The 17,714-nt window shown below is 71.3% G+C and carries 12 protein-coding genes; 5 read left to right on the forward strand and 7 right to left on the reverse strand.

What is annotated here, in order from left to right; translation table 11 throughout:
- Nucleotides 1-306, reverse strand: a complete 306-nt coding sequence (locus tag AB0J86_RS18300) for a hypothetical protein (RefSeq protein ID WP_363858462.1) — start codon at nt 304-306, stop codon at nt 1-3.
- A gap of 302 nt (nt 307-608) precedes the next feature.
- Between AB0J86_RS18300 and AB0J86_RS18305 the strand changes: the two genes are divergently transcribed.
- The 4 genes from AB0J86_RS18305 to AB0J86_RS18320 all read left to right on the forward strand — a co-directional run bounded on the left by AB0J86_RS18305 (nt 609) and on the right by AB0J86_RS18320 (nt 10,284).
- A complete protein-coding gene (locus tag AB0J86_RS18305) occupies nt 609-7,511 on the forward strand; it encodes an RHS repeat-associated core domain-containing protein (RefSeq protein WP_363858464.1) in 6,903 nt (2,300 codons plus the stop codon).
- Nucleotides 7,511-7,756 carry a hypothetical protein gene (locus AB0J86_RS18310; protein WP_363858466.1) on the forward strand — a complete coding sequence of 82 codons (246 nt, stop codon included), beginning with the start codon at nt 7,511-7,513 and terminating at the stop codon, nt 7,754-7,756. Before AB0J86_RS18305 ends, AB0J86_RS18310 begins: the two co-directional genes overlap by 1 nt.
- Before the next feature lie 130 nt (nt 7,757-7,886).
- Nucleotides 7,887-9,152 carry a S8 family peptidase gene (locus AB0J86_RS18315; protein WP_363858468.1) on the forward strand — a complete coding sequence of 422 codons (1,266 nt, stop codon included), beginning with the start codon at nt 7,887-7,889 and terminating at the stop codon, nt 9,150-9,152.
- Nucleotides 9,153-9,162: 10 nt separating this feature from the next.
- Complete coding sequence (locus tag AB0J86_RS18320) at nt 9,163-10,284, forward strand: Dyp-type peroxidase (protein ID WP_363858470.1); 1,122 nt, start codon at nt 9,163-9,165, stop codon at nt 10,282-10,284.
- A 69-nt stretch (nt 10,285-10,353) separates the two neighbouring features.
- Here the strand turns inward: AB0J86_RS18320 and AB0J86_RS18325 are convergent, their stop codons facing one another.
- The 4 genes from AB0J86_RS18325 to AB0J86_RS18340 form a co-directional block, all read right to left on the reverse strand.
- On the reverse strand, nt 10,354-11,433 hold the full coding sequence (locus AB0J86_RS18325; protein ID WP_363858472.1) for a Gfo/Idh/MocA family oxidoreductase: 1,080 nt from the start codon (nt 11,431-11,433) through the stop codon (nt 10,354-10,356).
- Nucleotides 11,434-11,607: 174 nt separating this feature from the next.
- Entirely contained in the window at nt 11,608-12,072 is a 465-nt protein-coding gene (locus tag AB0J86_RS18330) for a hypothetical protein (RefSeq protein WP_363858474.1), read from the reverse strand.
- A 212-nt stretch (nt 12,073-12,284) separates the two neighbouring features.
- Nucleotides 12,285-12,998, reverse strand: a complete 714-nt coding sequence (locus tag AB0J86_RS18335) for a GAF and ANTAR domain-containing protein (protein WP_363858567.1) — start codon at nt 12,996-12,998, stop codon at nt 12,285-12,287.
- Between the two features lie 333 nt (nt 12,999-13,331).
- The gene (locus tag AB0J86_RS18340) at nt 13,332-14,057 is read right to left on the reverse strand and encodes a GAF and ANTAR domain-containing protein (RefSeq protein WP_363858476.1); all 726 of its coding nucleotides are present in this window, start codon (nt 14,055-14,057) and stop codon (nt 13,332-13,334) included.
- 381 nt (nt 14,058-14,438) lie between these two features.
- Here AB0J86_RS18340 and AB0J86_RS18345 point away from each other — a divergent pair, with 381 nt between their 5' ends.
- Nucleotides 14,439-14,846 (forward strand): STAS domain-containing protein, encoded by a 408-nt coding sequence (locus AB0J86_RS18345; protein ID WP_363858478.1) that lies wholly within the window; start codon nt 14,439-14,441, stop codon nt 14,844-14,846.
- 171 nt (nt 14,847-15,017) lie between these two features.
- On the opposite strand, the gene AB0J86_RS18350 is transcribed toward AB0J86_RS18345, so the two are convergent.
- Nucleotides 15,018-16,562, reverse strand: a complete 1,545-nt coding sequence (locus AB0J86_RS18350; protein ID WP_363858480.1) for an FAD-dependent oxidoreductase — start codon at nt 16,560-16,562, stop codon at nt 15,018-15,020.
- 146 nt (nt 16,563-16,708) lie between these two features.
- Nucleotides 16,709-17,662: a diacylglycerol kinase family protein gene (locus tag AB0J86_RS18355; RefSeq protein ID WP_363858482.1), complete on the reverse strand. Its 954-nt coding sequence runs from the start codon at nt 17,660-17,662 to the stop codon at nt 16,709-16,711.
- Nucleotides 17,663-17,714 lie beyond the last annotated feature (52 nt).

Here is a 17,714-nt window from a genome sequence, read left to right on the forward strand (position 1 = left end):
TCACGGCGTGCCGGCGGCGAGCTTCAGACAGTCGACCATCGCCCGCTCGGCCTCCGGGTTCCCGGCCGGCGCGCCGTCCGCCCGACCGGCCAGGAACGCCTCCCGCTGCTCGGGCGAGGCGTACTCCAGGTACCAGTCGGCGAGGCAGTCGACCGCCCGGTCCGGCGTACCGGCCATCTGGGGGTCGGAGCGGATCTTGTCGGCGATCTCCGCCCGGGTGGGTCCGTCGTCGCCGCATCCGGCCAGGGCGAGGGCGAGCCCCAGCGCGGTGAGAACGGCGGCGACCGGCCGGAGAAATGTGACCATGACGTCAGCCTATGCGACCCGTCCGGTCTCCGCACCATCTCGGGAGCGAAGCCGACATTCGGTTCAGTGAGGCAAATATCAATCGAACAAGATCAATTGGAATTTGAGCAATCTGCTTGCTGGACGTGATGTCTGTCGAGGCCGGATGGCACGGCGCGGTGCCCGAAAGGGCAGCGTGCAACGTGACACGGGAGCTGCCTTTCCGGATAGACGGACGTCGACTAAAGTCCCAGACGTCAATGTCATGAGGTGCATCAGCGATCCGGGCAATTGACGGTCGCGCGTGATCTACGGGGGAATCAATGCGCCTGAAGCGTTTTTTCCGTGCCCAGTCACGGCTGCTCACCGCGTCGGTCGCGGCCATCGTCGTCGCCGCCGGTCTGCCGGCCGGCGGCGCCTCGGCCAAGCCGGTGGAGGACCCGCCGGGAAGACCGGCCGCCGCGCCCGCGCCCGCCGGCCCGCGGGACTACTTCTACGACGCCGCCGGCCAGCTCGCCGGGGTGGTCGACCCGGCCACCGGCTCCGCCGCGTACCGCTACGATGACGCCGGCAACCTGCTGGAGACCAAGCGGCTCGCCACCGACGCGCTCGCCGTGTTCGCGCTGGTACCGGCGCGTGGGCCGGTCGGTACCACGGTCGAGATCGGCGGGGTAGGCTTCGCCGCCACCGCCGCCGGCAACACCGTGACCGTCGACGGCATCGCGGCGCCGGTCACCTCCGTCACCACGAACCGGCTGAAGGTCGCCATTCCCGCCGGCGCGACGGCCGGGGTCGTCGCGGTCACCGCCAACGGCAAGACGGCACAGAGCCCGCGACCGTTCCGTGTGGAGGCCGGTACCGGCGCGCCGAGCATCACCGCCGTCTCGACCGACCGGGGCAACAAGAACGACCTGGTCACCATCACGGGCACCGGCTTCGACCCGGACAAGACCCGCAACGTGGTGATGTTCCACCGCACGGTGGCGCAGGTGCAGACCGCGAGCCCGACCAGCCTGACGGTACGGGTACCGGCCGCGGCCTCGTCGGGGCGGATCTCGGTGCGTACCCCGGGCGGCACCGCGCAGAGCGCCAGCGACTTCCTGGTCGCGCCGCGCGGCTTCGTGATGGCCAACCTGGTCTACGCCGGGCGGGTCGGCGCGGGGAAGCCCGCGATCACCGTCTCCGTACCGGCCGGCAAGTCGGCGCTGGTGCTGCTCGACGGCATCGCCGGTGAGCGGGTCAACCTCAAGTTCGAGAGCAACACCATCCCGGTGCGTTCGGCGCTCTGGCTCTACACGCCGTACGGCGGGAACTTCGCCCGCGGTACCCTCGGCGACCCGCTCGACCTCTGGGCCGGCGGCGTGCTCAGCCAGGACCTGCCGAAGCTGACGGCCACCGGCACCTACCCGCTCGTGATCTCGCCGAACGACGAGGCTGCGGGCTCGGTGAAGATCACCGCCTCGAACACGCTCACGGGCACGCAGTTGAGCGCGGACGGGTCCGGCGTGCCGTTCCAGATTACGGTGCCGCAGCAGCCCGTCGAGTTCCCCTTCGCGGCCACCGCCAACCAGTGGCTCAGCCTCGGCCTGACCGACGTCAGCGAGCCGCGCAACACCATGGTGGTGCGGGCGACCGCCCCGGACGGCAGCTACTTCAGCTGGACGGCGTCGCTCACCCAGTACACGCCCACGATGATCTTCAAGCCGAAGGTGACCGGGACGTACAAGCTCTCGATCACCTTCGGAGCGAACGAACTGGGCTTCGGGCGGGTATGGCTCTCCACCGTCGTCAACGGCGCCACCCTGGCGATCAACGGCGCCGCCGTGGAGGCCCGGATCCAACGGCCGGGGCAGTCGGTCCGCCTGCCGTTCTCCGGTACCACCGGGCAGGTCCTGCAACTCGGCTTCACCGAGAACACGCTCCAGGCGCACGACCGGCCGCAGTACCCCTCCACGATCATGACGGAGCCGGACGACGTCCAGGTGGAGATGCGGGCCGGCACGGCGGAGACCCGGGACGTACCGACGCTGCGCAAGACCGGAACGCACAGCTTCTTCGTCACCGGCTGGCAGGCCGTCGGCAGCATCAAGGCCTGGCTCTCCACCACGGCCGAGGCCGGCGAGATCACGGTCAACACCAAGAAGGCCGTCACCGTCGACCGGCCCGGGCGCGACGTCTGGTTGGACTACAACGGCGTCAAGGACCGACCGCTCTACCTGACCACCACCGACAAGAGCCTTCCCGGCGAGGTGACCCTGCGGCTGTACCGGCCGAACGGCACCTCCGCGCTCTACAGCGGCCGCACCATCGACGTCCCGGCGCTTCCCGACACCGGCAAGTACCGCATCCGGGTCGATCCGGAGTCGCCCGGCACCGGGCGGGTCTCCGTGGTCGCCGTCGAGCCGCTCGACATCGGGGCGCTGGCGATCGACGCGGCACCGAAGCCGGCCGCGGTGACGCTGCCCGGGCGGCGGGTCGTGGCGACCTTCACAGGTCAGGTGGGTCAGCGGCTGGCGCTGGGCGCGACCGGCGACATCCAGTGGCTGGTCACCCGCGTCTACCGGCCCGACAACACGCTGCTGAACTACTACGGCGCCATCGACCTGCGGCGCGGCCAGGACCTGCCGGCCCTGCCGGTCGCCGGGACGTACCGGATTGAGCTGACCCCGTACCAGGAGGCCACGGGCGATCTCGGTCTCATGGTCTACGGCGAGGCGGACGGCGGGAAGCTGGAGATCGGCGGTCCGGCCAGGACGATCACGATCGAGAAGCCCGCCCAGAACGGCCGGGTCACCTTCGACGCGGCGGTCGGGGACGCGCTGGAGTTCGAGGTCAGCGGTCTCGCTTGGGACTACCTCGGGTACTACGCCCTCTACAACCCGGACGGCAGTGCCCTGCAGTCCCGTACGGCCATCATCCGTCGCGTCACGGTGATGCCGGCGTTCCGGGCCGCCGGCACGCACACGATGACGTTCGACATCTCCGGCGGCCCGACCGGCACCATCCAGGTGAGCCTGCGGCGCAGGGCCGTCCTGGCGGACTCCGGGCGGACGGCCGAGAAGCGTCCCGCGGCCGAGGAGGTCGCTCCGGCGCCGGCGTGCACCACGCCCGCGATGACGATCGGGGCGCCGGTCGCGCCCGCGCCGGTCCAGGCCGGCGAGGCGCGGACGCCGTTCGAGCCCCGGCCCGAGCCGAAGCCGGCGGCCGGCTGCGAGGACGCCCCCTGGACGCCCGACGCGAAGAACCTGGGCGGCCAGGACTGGACCACCCGGCGCGGGCCGGTACCGACCCGCGAGCGCGCGTTGCAGTTCCCGGTCGGGATGACGGGGGTGGTCGGCCGGGTGCTCGACACCGAGGACCGGCCGTTGGTGAACGTCACGGTCGGCGTGGGCGAGCGGAGGACGACCACCGACGCGAACGGCCTGTTCGCCCTGACCGGTGTCGCGGCCGGCCACGTCTCGCTGCGGGTGGACGGGCGCTCCGCCGGCGCGAAGGACCGCCGGTACGGGGTGTTCGACATCGGCGTCGAGGTGGCGCGTGGGCAGATGCTGGTGCTGCCGTACACGGTCTTCCTGCCTCGGCTCGACCGGGCGGGCACCGTGACGGTGGCGAGCCCGACCACACGGGAGGTGGTGCTCACCACCAGGGCCATTCCCGGGCTGGAGGTGCACATCCCGGCCGGGACGGTGGTGCGGGACGCCGACGGCAAGGTCGCGACGGAACTGAACCTGACGGCGATCCCGATCGACCGGCCGCCGTTCCCACTGCCGCCGACGAAGGTGCCGGTCTACTTCAGCGTCCAGCCGGGTGGCGGGGTGCTCTTCCCCGAGGGCGCCCGGATCATCTACCCGAACTACACGAAGGAAGCGCCGGGCACTCGGACCCAGTTCTGGAACTACGACCCGGACGGCCGGGGCTGGCACGTCTACGGCCTGGGCCGGGTCTCGGCGGACGGGAAGCAGATCATCCCGGACCCGGAGGTCAAGTTCTACCGGTTGACCGGGGCGATGACCGCGGTGCCGGGGATGAACCCGCCGCCGCTGGCGCCACGGGCCAACGGCTTCCGGGTCGCGGACCCGGTCGACCCGGCCACCGGCCTGCTGGTGGACGAGTCGGTCGACCTGGTCGTCGACGACGTCATGCCGATCCAGATCAAGCGCACCTACCAGCAGGGCGACCCGGACATCCGCTCCTTCGGCGTCGGGATGAGCTTCGACTACGGGATGTTCCCGTGGTCGCCAGGGACGATCGGCAACTTCGACTTCCAACAGTTCGACCTGATCCAGCCGGACGGCAGCAAGATTCACTATCGGCGTACCTCGCCCGGCAAGGACTACGCGGGCGCGATCTTCGCGGCGGACCCGACGCCCACCCGGTACGACGGCTCGACGGTGGCCTGGAACGGCGACGGGTGGGACGTCACGCTGCGCGACGGCACGGTGATCGTGCTCGGCGACGAGTCGCCGATGCAGGAGATCCGCGACAGGTACGGCAACACCACGACGATCACCCGCGCCACCTCGGCCCCGGGTACCGACGGCAAGGTGCGCCAGAACGGCGCGATCACGCAGATCACCTCGCCGAGCGGCCGGTGGGTGAGGTTCGGCTACGACGCCGGTAACCCGCCGAAGATCACGGGGATCGAGGACAACCTCGGCCGGAAGGTCTCTTACACCTACGACTCCACCGGGCGCCTGCGCACCGTCACCAATGCTGAGCAGGGCGTCACCGAGTACACCTGGGACGCCAACGGTCGGTTGAAGACCATCACCGACCCGCGGGACATCACCTTCCTGACCAACGAGTACGACAGCGCCGGCCGGGTGTGGACCCAGAAGGCGGCCGACGGCGGGCTCACCAAGTTCGACTACACCGCCGTCAACAACGTCATCACCGAGACCCGGATGACCGACGCCAGGGGTCAGGTCCGCCGGTTCACCTTCAATCCGCAAGGCTCGGTGCTCACCGACACCCGGGCGTACGGCACACCGCTGGCGCAGACCACCAGCCACGAGTACGACGCCGCCGGGGTCCGGCGGACGGCGACGGTGGACGCGCTGAACCGGCGTACCACCTTCGTCTACAACGCCAAGGGCCAGGTCACCGAGACCACGGCGCTCGCCGGCACGGCCCAGGCGCGGACCGAGAAGTTCGAGTACAACGGCGCGTTCGCCGAGCTGACCAAGACCACCGACGCCTACAACAAGTCGACGATCTACGAGCGCGACACGCGCGGTGCGCTCAAAAGCATCACCGACCCGATGAACCGCAAGACCACCTACGTCGTGGACGCCGGCGGTCTCGTCACCAAGGTCACCGATCCTGCGAACAAGTCGGTCACCATCGACTACGTCGGCGCGGACCCGGTCCGGGTCACCGACCAACTCGGCCGGGTGAGCCAGAGCGCCTTCGACCCGATCGGCCGGGAGATCCGGAGCCTGGACCCGCGGGGCGCGGCCACGGACACCCGGTACGACGCCGCCGACCAGATCCGCTCGGTGACCGATCCGCTGGGACGCACCACGGAGTTCGAGTACGACCCGAACGGCAACCAGACGAAGGTCGTCGACGCGCGCGAGGGCGCGACGATCTTCGGGTACAACAACATGGATCAGCTCGAATCGATCACCGACCCGTTGGGCGCGGTCGAGCGCTTCGAGTACGACCCCAACGGCAACCAGAAGAAGCACCTCAGCCGGCGCGGCATCGTCACCGAGCGCGACTACGACGAACTGGACCGGGTCAAGCAGACCCGGGTCGGCACCGAGTCCACCATCGACCACACCTACGACGCCGGGAACCGGCTGCGGCGGACCGAGGACTCCGTCGCCGGGGTGACCACCGCCGAATACGACGACCTGGACCGGCTGACGGTCGAAACCACCCCGCAGGGCACCGTCTCGTACGCGTACAGCGCCACGGTGCGGGACCGGACCATGACGGTCGCCGGGCGGACGCCGACTCGGCACGTCTACGACGCCAACGGGGACCTGGCCGAGATCCAGCAGGGCGGCACCGCCGTCACGACCGTGGGACGGGACGTCGTCGGTCGCCCCGAGCGGGTCGGCGTGCCCGGCACCGGCGTCAGCCAGACCTACGCCTACACCGACGCGGGCGAGGTCCGGTCGATCACCTATCGCGCGGGCACCACCGTCCTCGGCGACCTGGGGTACGAGTACGACCCGGCCGGGCAGCCGGTCCGCAACACCGGCGCGTACTCCCGGACCCAGTTGCCGGCGGCGTTCGGGCCGGCCACGTACGACGCCGGCAACCGGGTCGAGACGGTCGCCGGCGTCCCCGTCAGCTACGACGCCGACGGGAACCTCACCTCGGACGGCACCACCACCTACACCTGGAACGGCCGGGGCGAACTCACCGGGTTGTCCCGCGAGGGCTTCTCGGCCAGCTTCGGCTACTCCACCGACGGGCGGCGGCTCGGTCGGACCGTGAACGGTGCCACCACCAACTACCTGTACGACGGGCTGAACCCGTTGCAGGAAAAGGTGAACGGTGCGGTCACCGCGACGATGACCAGCGCCGGCACCGATGGGTGGCAGCTGCGCGAATCGGGTGGCACGACCAGGCGGTACCTCACCGACGCGCTCGGCAGCACGCTGGGCCTGGTCGACAACGCCGGAGCGGGGGCTTCGTACGCGTACGACCCGTTCGGCGGCACCACGGTGAACGGGGACGACGGCGGCAACCCGTACCGGTACACCGGCCGGGAGGACGACGGTACCGGGCTCTACTACTACCGCGCGCGCTACTACAGCCCGGTCCTGCAGCGCTTCATCAGCGAGGACCCGATTGGGTTCGCGGGCGGCGTCAACCTGCACGCCTACGTCGGCAACCAGCCCACGGTGCTCAGTGACCCGATGGGCACCAAGCCGGTGGGATCACGGGGCGACGCCAGTTCCTACTTCGGCGCCTACCCCAGAGCGTTCCTCGACCAGGCCGCCAAGTACGGCAAGGCCGGCGTTCGTGAGCTCCCTGACGGCCGAGTCCGCTTCTACGGTGAGATCTCCCAGGCACGCACGCCCGGTGAAATGGTTGGTCGGCGGCTGGTCCGAGAGTGGAATCCCGATACGGGGGCGACCCGGATCTGGCATGAGACGCTGGATCACGCGGGAAATGTCCGGATCGTTCGACCCGATGTCAACGTCACGGGCGGCACCAAGGTCCATTATGTGTTCGACCGAAACGGAAACTACATAGGGACGCGTTGATGTCGGATGTGCTAGCCGAGGCCAAGCGCTTGACGGCCGGGCTCGTGTCGGGGCAGGTGAGCCGCGAGGACGCTGCCGACTGGGCAATGGATCGGATCAGGGACGAGGAGGCGGACTACGCCAGCGACGCTGCTCTCTGGTCCGCGCTGGACCGCCTCGCGGGTGCCGATCTCCGTACTGACGTCGGCTCCTACCTGCACGGACCGGAGGACTTCCGGGCCTGGCTGAGCGAGCTGGAGAGCTGAGGCCCGTTTCACAAGGCCATGCCCTACCGCGCCGGCCGCAGGCGACGACCGGCCGGGTTGTGAACCGGCGGAGGCCCGAACCGACTGCACGGCTGCACGAACCAGGGCGATGGACATGGGGGAGGACGCGATGGGAAACACCAGGGAACGTCAGCGGTGGCTGTTGTCACGATCGCTCGCCGGCGCGGCCGCGCTGGCGCTGGTGGCCGTGGCCGACGCTGCACAGGCGGCACCACCGGCGGAAGGGCCGATCCACGTGCCGGCGCGGGCGGCGGTCGTGGAGGGCCGGTACATCGTCTCCTTGAAGGGCGCGGCCGGGCCGTCGGTCCAGTCGGCCGCCGGGGCCGTCGCCGGCCGGTACGGCGGCCGGGTGGAGCGCACGTATCGGACGGCGCTGAACGGCTTCGTGCTGACCGCCACCGAGGCGCAGGCGCGGCGACTCGCCGCCGACCCCCAGGTGGAACGGGTGGAGGCGGACTCGATGGTCCGGGGCGCCGACACCAGGCCGTACCCGATCTGGAACCTGGACCGGGTCGACCAGCGCTCCTCGGTGCTGGACGACGCCTACGGCTACCCGGCCGAGGCCGGCGTGGGCGTGACCGCGTACATCCTGGACACCGGGATCCGCACCACCCACACCCAGTTCGGCGGGCGGGCCACGGTCGGCTTCGACGCCATCGCGGACGGCTGGAACGGCCAGGACTGCAACGAGCAGGGGCACGGTACCCACGTCGCCGGTACCGTCGGCGGCGCGACGTACGGCATGGCGAACCGGGTGAACCTGGTCTCCGTACGCGTGCTCGGCTGCAACAACCTCGGCACGGTCAGCCAGATCATCGCTGGCGTGGACTGGGTTACCCAGAACGCGCAGCGCCCCGCCGTGGTCAACATGAGCCTCGGCGGCGCGGAGTCCGCGTCGGAGGAGACGGCGGTCGCGGCCTCGATCGCCTCGGGAATCACCTACGTCGTGGCGGCCGGCAACTGGGAGCAGGACGCCTGCGGCTACAGCCCCGCCGGGCTGCCCGCCGCGATCACGGTGGGGGCTAGCAACACCATCGGCGAGCGGGCCACCGGCTGGGGCGGCGACCAGCCCGGCTCCAACTACGGCTCCTGCCTCGACCTCTTCGCGCCGGGGGAGAGCATCAAGTCCGCGCACAACGCCACCGACCGGGCCACCCGGGTGCTGCGGGGCACCTCGATGGCCGCGCCGCACGTGGCCGGCGCCGCGGCGCTGGTGCTGTCGAAGTACCCCGACGCGACACCGGCCCAGGTGGCGAACCTGCTGACCAGCCGGGCCACGCCAGACGCGGTACGGGCCGACACCCTGCGGGGCTCGCCGAACCGGTTCCTCTACTCCGCGGAGGTCATCGATCCGCCGGCCGCACCAGCCCCCTGATCGGCGATCGATGACCAACGCCCACGACGGGATCAGTCGCCGCGTCCTCCTCGCCGCCGTCGGTGCCGCCGGGCTGACCGGTGCCGCCGGCTGCGACGGGGGAGACGCGGCGTCCCCGGCCGGCGACCCGCGAACGCCGGCCCCGGCCGGGACGGCGGCGGCACACCAGGCCGCGATCACCGCACCATCGCCTGGTGCGACGCTGCTGGTGGCGTATGACGTCGAGGCGCCGGACCGGGCCGGCCTCGAAGCCGCGCTGCGCGCCGTCACCGCCCGGGTGGCGGGCGCCGCGGCGACCGTCGCGGTGGGCGCGTCCCTCTTCGACGGCCGGTACGGGCTGCGCGCGCCGCGCCTGCTCACGCCGATGCCCGCGTTCCGCGCCGACGCGCTCGACCCGGACTGGTGCCACGGCGACCTGCTGGTACAGGTCTGCGCCGACGACCCGGAGCCGCTGGCGGTGCTGCTCGGCCGGCCGATCCCCGGGCTGCGGCGGCGCTGGCGGATCGAGGGTTTCCATCCGCCCGGCGGGACCGGGACGCGCAACCTCTTCGGCTTCCGGGAGGGCGCGGGCAACCCGGACACCGAGGACCGCGAGCTGATGGACCGCCTGGTCTGGGTCCAGCCCGGCGACGACGAACCGGCCTGGTGCGTCGGCGGCAGCTACCAGGTCGTACGGCTGATCCGGCTGGCAATGCCGACCTGGGACGCGGAAACCACCGAGCAGCACGAACGGGTCTTCGGCCGTGGCAAGGAGACGGGCGCCCCGCTCGGTCGGTCCCGCGAGTCGGACGAACCCGACTTCGCCGCCGACCCGGAGGGGCGGGTCATCGCCCTCGACGCGCACATCCGGCGGGCGAATCCGCGTACCCCGGGCAGCGAGCGGAACCGGATCCTGCGCCGCGGCTACTCGTACCGCCGCGCCCCCGAGGTGGCCGGCACCCAGGACGTCGGGCAGATCTTCATCTGCTTCCAGCGGGACGTCGAGCTGGGTTTCGCGACCGTCCAGCGCCGACTCGCCGGCGAGGCGCTGGAGCGTTACACCCTGCCGTTCGGCGGAGGCTACTACTTCGCGCTCCCCGGTGGCACCGGCGACGGTGACTACCTGGGCAGCGGCATGCTGCGCGCAACCTGACCGAGGCGCGCCGGGTGCGGGCGGCGTGAGCCGGGGTCCGAGCCCACCCGCGCCCGGGGTCGCGGCGGCTCAGCCGGCCCAGGGCTCCCTCGTGGTGACCACCGGCCGGCCGGTCCGGGCCGACTCGCCGATGGCGAGGCTGATCAGATGGTCCTGGCACGCCTCGGCCAGCGGGTACGGCTCCGGGCCCTCCTGGCGCGCCCACGCGCCGGTACGGACCATGATGTCGGCCACCGCGATGTCGTCGTCGGAGAGACCGGTGCCGGCGAACGGGTTCCGGTAGACCACCCGGCCGTCGAAGCTGATGTGCTTCAGGTCGAGCCCTTCGAGGTTGAGGTCGATCCCGGTCTGGCGGCGCACCAGCGCCGACTCCACCGGCGTCGTCGGGTCGGCGAGGCGTACCACCCGGTCGTCGACGATCTCGCCGAGCGAGCCGCGTACCACGATCCGCCGGCTCCGCAGCGGGTTCCACCACTGGTTGTCGGTGAAGTCGTACAGGCCCATCCGCCCGCCGAAGTCGATGGTCGCGAGCGTGGTGGTGAGCTGCTGCGGCGTACCGTCGCCGCTCCAGCCGGCCGGCGACAGGGGATTGGCCAGCGGCGCCACGAAGGCGCGGGCGTCGACCTCCGCGGGGTCGTGGCCGACGTCGAGCAGGCCCCGGATCAGCGACACTGCGTGGTACAGGTGGGTCGAGGAGAGCTGCACCGAGGTCGGCTCGCCGACCAGGCCGGCGCGGACCAGCTCCAGCCGCGCGGAGTGCCCGGGCATCAGCAGGTACTGCTCGGCCACCTGCACCAGCCCGCTGCCGCCCACCTCCGACCAGAGCGCGCGCAGCCCGTCCAGGTCGGGCGCCGGCGGCGTCTCGGCGAGCACCGGTACGCCGAGGCCGACCAGCTCGCGGGTCGCGCCGGGCGTCACCTCCCAGGGCACCGACACGATCACGAAGTCGGGCCGCTCGTGGGCGAGCAGCTCGGCCGTCGAGCGGAAGGTCGGTACGCCCCACTCCGCGGTCACCTCGTCGCCGCGCGCGGCGGTGCGGGTCACCACCCCCGTGGCGCGCAGCCGCTGGGGCAGCAGCCGCGCCAGCCGCAGGAAGAACAGGCCACGCCAGCCGCTACCGACGATGCCGAACCGGGTCTCCGCGGTCATCTCCGCTCCTCACCTCGCCCAACCCTGCCTTGTCGATCATTGTCCGCCCGGCGCCGCACCGCGACGCCGGCCCCGGCCCGGCGCGGCCGGCGCCCGGACAGGCGGCCTCCCGTACGACGCCGGGCGGCCGGCCGGACCCCGTGGGGACCGGCCGGCCAGGGGCGTACCGACCGGTCAGCGCCGCCAGAGCACGGCGGAGGTGGTGGTCGGGTCGAGCAGCGCGTCACCGCTCCAGCCCAGGAACGACGACTGGGGCAGGTAGTCCGCGCCGAGCAGGAAGCCGCGCTGGATCGCGGTGACGTGCACGGCCGAACCGGGGTCGGTACCGACCACGACGCGGTGCGCGGTGATCTCGGCGATGTCGGCCACGGTCGTGCCGGCCGGCAGCTCGACCGTGGTCGCGGCCGGGTCGTCGCGCTGCAACGACCAGGTCGGGTCCACGTGGTGCGAGAGGTAGCGGGTGTCGTCGCCGACGAGGCGTACGCCGAGCGCGACGCCGACCCAGGACGAGCCGGTGTTCGCCGGCTGGGTGCTCTTCTGGACCACCGCGTACAGGTAGTTGCGCTGGTCGCTCACCTCGGGCGTGGCCGGCGCCCCGGCCGACGCCGGCTCGATCTTGCCCTCGCGGATCAGTCGCATCAGCATTCCCTTCGTGAGGGCCGGCGCTGTCCGACCGGGCCTGGCGCCACCCGGCGGTGCCGGGTGGTCGCGCCGGTGCGGACCCGCGAGGAACCGCGCGGGCGCCGGTCAGGCCGGTGAACGGTACCGACAGCCGCGATGTGTATCGATCGTGGCTGACCGGCCGGCCAATGCGGGGCGACCGGATGTTGAAGAGCACGCGTCGCGGGCGACTACCGCCGCCCCGACGGCCGTGACGCCCGCTGCACCAGGGCCTCCGCGACGTCCCGGAGTTTGCGGTTGGAGTCCTGGGAGACCTTGGCGAGGATGGCGAACGCCTCGTCGGCGGTGCAGCGCCGTTCGGCGATGATGATGCCCTTGGCCTGTTCGATGATGGCCCGGCTCTCCATCGCCGCCTGCATCTGCTGGGCCAGCGTCGCGGTGCTGTCGTAGAGGTGCACGTTGGCCAGCGCGATCGCGGCGTGGCCGGCGAAGGTCTGCGCCACCTGCACGGCACCGTCGAAGGCTCCCGTTCGGACCCCGTAGAGGTTGAGCGCGCCGACCACGGCCTCCTGGATCGGCAGGCCGACCGAGAGCGAGCTGAGCACCCCGGCCGCGTGGGCCCGCCTGGCCCAGCGCGGCCACCGGCTCTCGCCGGCCATGTCGCTCACCACCATGACGCTGCCGGTCGTGGCGGCGTCGAGACAGGGACCGCGTTCGTTCTCGTACTGCCATTCGTCCAATTTCAGCGCTAATTCGCCCGTGAACGCCGGAGTGTGTGCCTTTTCTCCGCGAATCAGCGTCACGGATACGTCCTCGGCGCCGGGAATGGCGCGCTTCGCCAGCCTGGCTATCCGAGCCAGGACATCGTCCAGGTCGGTCTCGCTGAGCTTGATCCGGCCCAGCTCGGCGTAGGCGTCTGTCAGATCGGGCGATGGCTGTGGCATAACGTCGGCGTCCTTGCAAAACCCGGCGGTCACTGCCGGAACATCTTCCGGGCAGGACACTTTGTGGCGATCCGCGGTCCACGAATCGCTGCACCGGATCCGTTCGGGTGGATCCGGGACCGGCGCCGCTGCTTGACGCTCGCTCGCTGACGCCCCGCCGGGCCCCAGCTACAGAAGCCGTATCTTACGGCCCGCCCCGAACGAACGATCAGCGGGTCGTGCCTCCGCGTGTGGTGGTGCCGCCCTTCCGGCCGCGCCACCCGGGTCCGACAATGATCAGCGTGCGCGGACCGAGAATCGCCCGTGGCCCGGACGGCTCGCCGCACCCGCGGTCTAGGCGCCGTGCTGTCCAGGGCGCGGTTGCGCGGCCCGCCGCACCAGCGCCTCGGCGACGTCCCGGAGTTTGCGGTTGGCGTCCTGCGAGATCTTGGCGAGGATGGCGAACGCCTCGTCGGCGGTGCAGTGCCGTTCGCCCATGATGATGCCCTTGGCCTGTTCGATGACGGCCCGGCTCTCCATCGCCGCCTGCATCTGCTGCGCCAGCGTGACCGTGGTGTCGTAGAGGTGCGCGTTGGCCACCGCCACGGCGGCGTACCCGGCGAACGTCAGGGCCAGGGTTATCGCGTCCTCGTCGAAGGTCCCCGGCTCGCGGCCGTAGACGTTGAGTGCCCCGAAGACCCGCTCCTGGATCGGCAGTCCGATCGAGAGCGAACTGCCCACCCCCGCCGCCCGGGCGTGTGCGGCCCACTCCGGCCAGCGCTCCTCCGAGGCCAGGTCCGGAAGATCCATCACCGCGCCGGCACGCGCGGCGTCCAGGCACGGTCCGCGCCCCTGCGCGTACTGCCACTCGTCCAGGCGCAGGGCGAGCTGGCCGGTGAACGCGACGGTGTGCGCGCCGGAGGCGGGCACCAGCGTGACGGAGACCTCCTCGGTGCGGGGGATCGTCCGTTTCGCCAGCCGGGCGACGTGGTCGAGCACGCCTTCCAGGCTGGTTTCGCCCAGTTTGATCCGACCGATCTCGGCGAACGCCTCGACGGGGTCCATGGGCAGCTGCGCCATGCGGGCTCCTCGGGCCGGTGCGCCTGCCACACGCTGGACGTCGGACGGCGTGGGGATGGCATTCCGGACGGCTCGTCCGGGTTCCGCGCGGGCGGCCCCGGGACCCACGTCGTTGCTGGCAGCGGTCTCGCGGCGGCGCGAGACGGGCCGGCTACCGGGCTTCAGCATACGGGCCCGCACCGGCGCGGGCGCCGCGCGATGGGTGACCCGCGTCCAGTGCACGCGAATGGCGTACCCGTACGCCGGTGGTTAAGCTCGGAATGGGTCAAGCCGCGCGCCCGTGCCGTATTCGTCTACCCAAAAGGCGCGCCGATGCCCCCACGTCCATGCTCTACCCGATCATTGCCCGGGGGGCGTCGTGCCCGGCCCGCCGCCGTCTCGGTGACCGATTCGGCCGAGCGGTACGCCTTCCGGGTACGCCGCCACAACGAGCCGAGCGACCCGACCGCGCTCGTCTCGGCCGACCGGCTGGTGGTCGTGGTCTCCGGAGACGTCGACCTGGCCACCGCGCCCAGCCTGCGCCAGGCGTTGGAATCCGCCATCGACGTCCACCCCGATGTCTGCTGCGACCTGCGCGAGGTGACGTTTTTCAGCGCCGCCGGAATCAGCGCGCTGGTATACGCCAGGCAACGCGCGGATCGGGCCGGCTCGCGCTTCCACATTCGGGGAGCACGCGGAATAACGCGCCGGATTCTGCGGATAACCGGACTGGAAATGGTGCTTTCAGCCTTGCAAGTCGGGGATGCGGAAAGCATGGCGAACCCTGACGGGGAGCCGGTCGGACAATAGGCCGCCGGAGAAAGTCGGACCGCGCGGGCGTGGAACGCTTCGGCGAGACCTGGTTTCGCGTGATTCTGGCCGGTGGCGGTTCGATGCCGTGTCCGCGGTGTGGTGCGAGGTCGAGTTGGCCGTCGAGGGCGTCGTCGACCGACCCGCGCTCGGCCAGACACCGCGGTCCAGCTAATGCTCGGATGTGCGTGCGAGTAGTCCACGGGTGGGCACCGACCAGATTGGTTCAACGGGATGACCGTGCCTGGCCAGGATGCTGTTCGCGGCCATGATGCCGCTGGTGGCGGCGCGTTCCATCAGGGCCGCGGGGACCGGCAGGCTGACCCAGTCGCCAGCGAGGCTGAGACCGGGCAGTCGGCTGCGGACTCCCGGCCGGTGTGCGTGGGCGCCGACCGGAGCGCCGGCGGCGTCGTACCCGATGCGGCAGCGCTGATCAATCGTGGCCAAGCCGGTGACCTCGGGCCACAGGTCGGCCAGTTCGGTGAGCATCATCTCACCGAGCTTGTCGGCCGTGACGTGGTCGGGGCAGGCGTAGGCGTGCAGTTCGACGACGGCGCCGCCGGTGTGCTGATGCCAACGGCGGGCGTGGTGTTCGATGCGATGGTAGAGGCTGACCGAGTCGAGCAGGTCCGCCCCACCGATGCTGGTGAATGGCGCGCGGTCGGGATGGACGTCGCTGGACAACCAGTAGCGGGCTACCGCGTAGGGCGGTCCGCACAGCGGTCGCTCGGCGAACCGAGCGAGGCGGGAATCGGCGATGGTCACCTCGGGCGAGCGGGCCAGGAGGGTGCCGGCCGAGCGGGCGTCAACGGCTAGGACCACGTGGGCGATCTCGATTTGTTCCCCGGTGGCCAGGTGGACCTGCCAGCCGGTCGGGGCCGCCGGCAGTAGGCGAGTGACCAACGCGTCGGTGCGCACGCGACCGCCGTGGCGTTCCAGGTACTGCCGTAACGGGTCCCAGATGGCGCTCTGGTAGTCGCCGTGCGGCGCGTCCATGCCCAGTCCCTCGGGGTTGGCCAGGAAGTAGAAGTGAAACATGGCCACCAGTTCGGCGGCGGACATGTTCGCCGGGTCGTCGAAGAACGAGTGGGCAAACACATTGAACAGCATGGCGTTGGCCCGCTCGGTCAGATCGAGGCTGGCCATGAAGGCTTCGGCGCTGAGGTGATCGAGCTGCCGGTACGTGCGGCGGGTGTCGAACGCGAGCAGGTGGCGTGCGGCGCGGTGGTTGGCATGTATCAGCTCCCGCAGCCGAAGGCTGGGCGAGCGGGCCAACAGTGCGGCGATGCTGATCGGTGGAGTGCTGGGTAGCCGGTCGAACTGTTCGTCGGGCCAGCGGCGGGAAATCACTGGGTAGCTGCCGAGCGGTTGGAGCAGGCGGCCCGTGAGGTCGATGCGGGACAGGACGCTACGCCAGTTGTAGTACTGCCGAAAGAAGCCGTGGAAGCCGTGATCCACAGGTTGCGTCGTTCCGTCGGGTAGGTGGTGGATGGTCGCGTCGAGCCGGCCTCCCAGACGCGGTGCGGCCTCGTACACGCAGACCGGCACGCCGCGTTCGGCCAGCACGAGCGCCGCGCTCATACCGGCGATCCCACCTCCGACGACCAGCACGGGGCCAACCGGCACCGAGGTGCCGCCACGGCTCACGCCCGGATGGATCTGCAGCCTGGGTGCCACGCCGAACAGGCGACCGACCAGCCGGGACAGCGACGCCATCAGCGGATTTCTCGGCTGATGCCGCTGGTCGGCTGAGTCAACACGCGAACCCCCTGACGGCCCAACCCTCATGCGACACTACCGGTGGGCCGGCGCGGAGACCCGTGTTCGCAGGAACGGAGTAAACCGATCAGAATCACGCGACACTAGCGCTGGGAGTCGGTCGTCCCGTCCGGGACCCGGACCGTGAGCGCGCCCGGCACCGCCCGAGCCTTGAACCTGGTCACCGCCGCGCGGGCCCCGCCGTCGAGCTCGTAGACCATCGGCGCGCCGAACCTGACGTTGATCTTCCTGCCCCGGGTGATCCGTACGAAGGGGGACTCCTCGGTCCGGCCGACCGCCATCCGGCCGAGCGTACGGGCCCATTGCAGGACACCGTCGGCGGTCGCCACCCCCACCTCCAGGCAGCCGTCGTCCGGGCGGGCGTCGTCGAAGGCCGGGATGCCGCCGGTGATCGTGCCGACGTTGCCGAGCAGCACGCAGCTCGCCTCCCCGTCGAACCAGGTGGTCCCGTCGACCCGGATCCGGGTCGGTACCGGGTCCCGCCGGACGTGCCGGAGCCCGGTCCAGACGTACGCGAGCCGGCCCAGCCGGCCCTTGAGTTCCCGGTCGGCCTGGCCGATCAGGTCGCCGTCGAAGCCGGCGCCGGCCATCACGGCGAAGTGCTCGCCCCCGAGTCGCCCGAGGTCGAGCCGGCGGTCCGGCCCGTGCAGGCCGATCCGGACCGCCTCACCGAGGTCCTGCGGGATGCCCAGGTTGGTGGCGAGCAGGTTCGCGGTGCCGGCGGGCACGATCGCGAGGGTGGCGTCCGAGCCGGCCAGCGCGTCCGCGCAGCGCTGCACCATCCCGTCGCCGCCCCAGACGAAGACGAGTTGGGCGCCCGCGCGCAGCGCCTTGCGTACCTTCTTCGGCGCCTTGCGACTCTTCGGCACCTCGTACCAGAGCAGCTCCTCGACGCCGGCGCCGACCAACCGCGCCCGCAGCTCGTCGAGTCCGCCGCCGAGGCTCTTCTTCCGGTGGGCGACGACGGCGACCGTACCGGTCCGGGTACGCGTCGGCTCGGTCGTGGACGCGGGACGGCTGCTCCCCGAGGTGCTCATGGCACGCTTCTTACCCAGCCGCGCAGCCGCCCACGCCGGGCCGACGGACGCC

Source organism: Micromonospora sp. NPDC049559 (assembly GCF_040676675.1).
In the GTDB taxonomy this organism is placed as follows: domain Bacteria; phylum Actinomycetota; class Actinomycetes; order Mycobacteriales; family Micromonosporaceae; genus JBFAPK01.

Excerpts from the sequence above, each read along its gene's own strand:
- AB0J86_RS18300 (WP_363858462.1), bottom strand. The coding sequence starts at position 306 with ATGGTCACATTTCTCCGGCCGGTCGCCGCCGTTCTCACCGCGCTGGGG.
- AB0J86_RS18305 (WP_363858464.1), top strand. The coding sequence starts at position 609 with ATGCGCCTGAAGCGTTTTTTCCGTGCCCAGTCACGGCTGCTCACCGCG.
- AB0J86_RS18310 (WP_363858466.1), top strand. The coding sequence starts at position 7,511 with ATGTCGGATGTGCTAGCCGAGGCCAAGCGCTTGACGGCCGGGCTCGTG.
- AB0J86_RS18315 (WP_363858468.1), top strand. The coding sequence starts at position 7,887 with ATGGGAAACACCAGGGAACGTCAGCGGTGGCTGTTGTCACGATCGCTC.
- AB0J86_RS18320 (WP_363858470.1), top strand. The coding sequence starts at position 9,163 with ATGACCAACGCCCACGACGGGATCAGTCGCCGCGTCCTCCTCGCCGCC.
- AB0J86_RS18325 (WP_363858472.1), bottom strand. The coding sequence starts at position 11,433 with ATGACCGCGGAGACCCGGTTCGGCATCGTCGGTAGCGGCTGGCGTGGC.
- AB0J86_RS18330 (WP_363858474.1), bottom strand. The coding sequence starts at position 12,072 with ATGCGACTGATCCGCGAGGGCAAGATCGAGCCGGCGTCGGCCGGGGCG.
- AB0J86_RS18335 (WP_363858567.1), bottom strand. The coding sequence starts at position 12,998 with ATGCCACAGCCATCGCCCGATCTGACAGACGCCTACGCCGAGCTGGGC.
- AB0J86_RS18340 (WP_363858476.1), bottom strand. The coding sequence starts at position 14,057 with ATGGCGCAGCTGCCCATGGACCCCGTCGAGGCGTTCGCCGAGATCGGT.
- AB0J86_RS18350 (WP_363858480.1), bottom strand. The coding sequence starts at position 16,562 with ATGGCGTCGCTGTCCCGGCTGGTCGGTCGCCTGTTCGGCGTGGCACCC.
- AB0J86_RS18355 (WP_363858482.1), bottom strand. The coding sequence starts at position 17,662 with ATGAGCACCTCGGGGAGCAGCCGTCCCGCGTCCACGACCGAGCCGACG.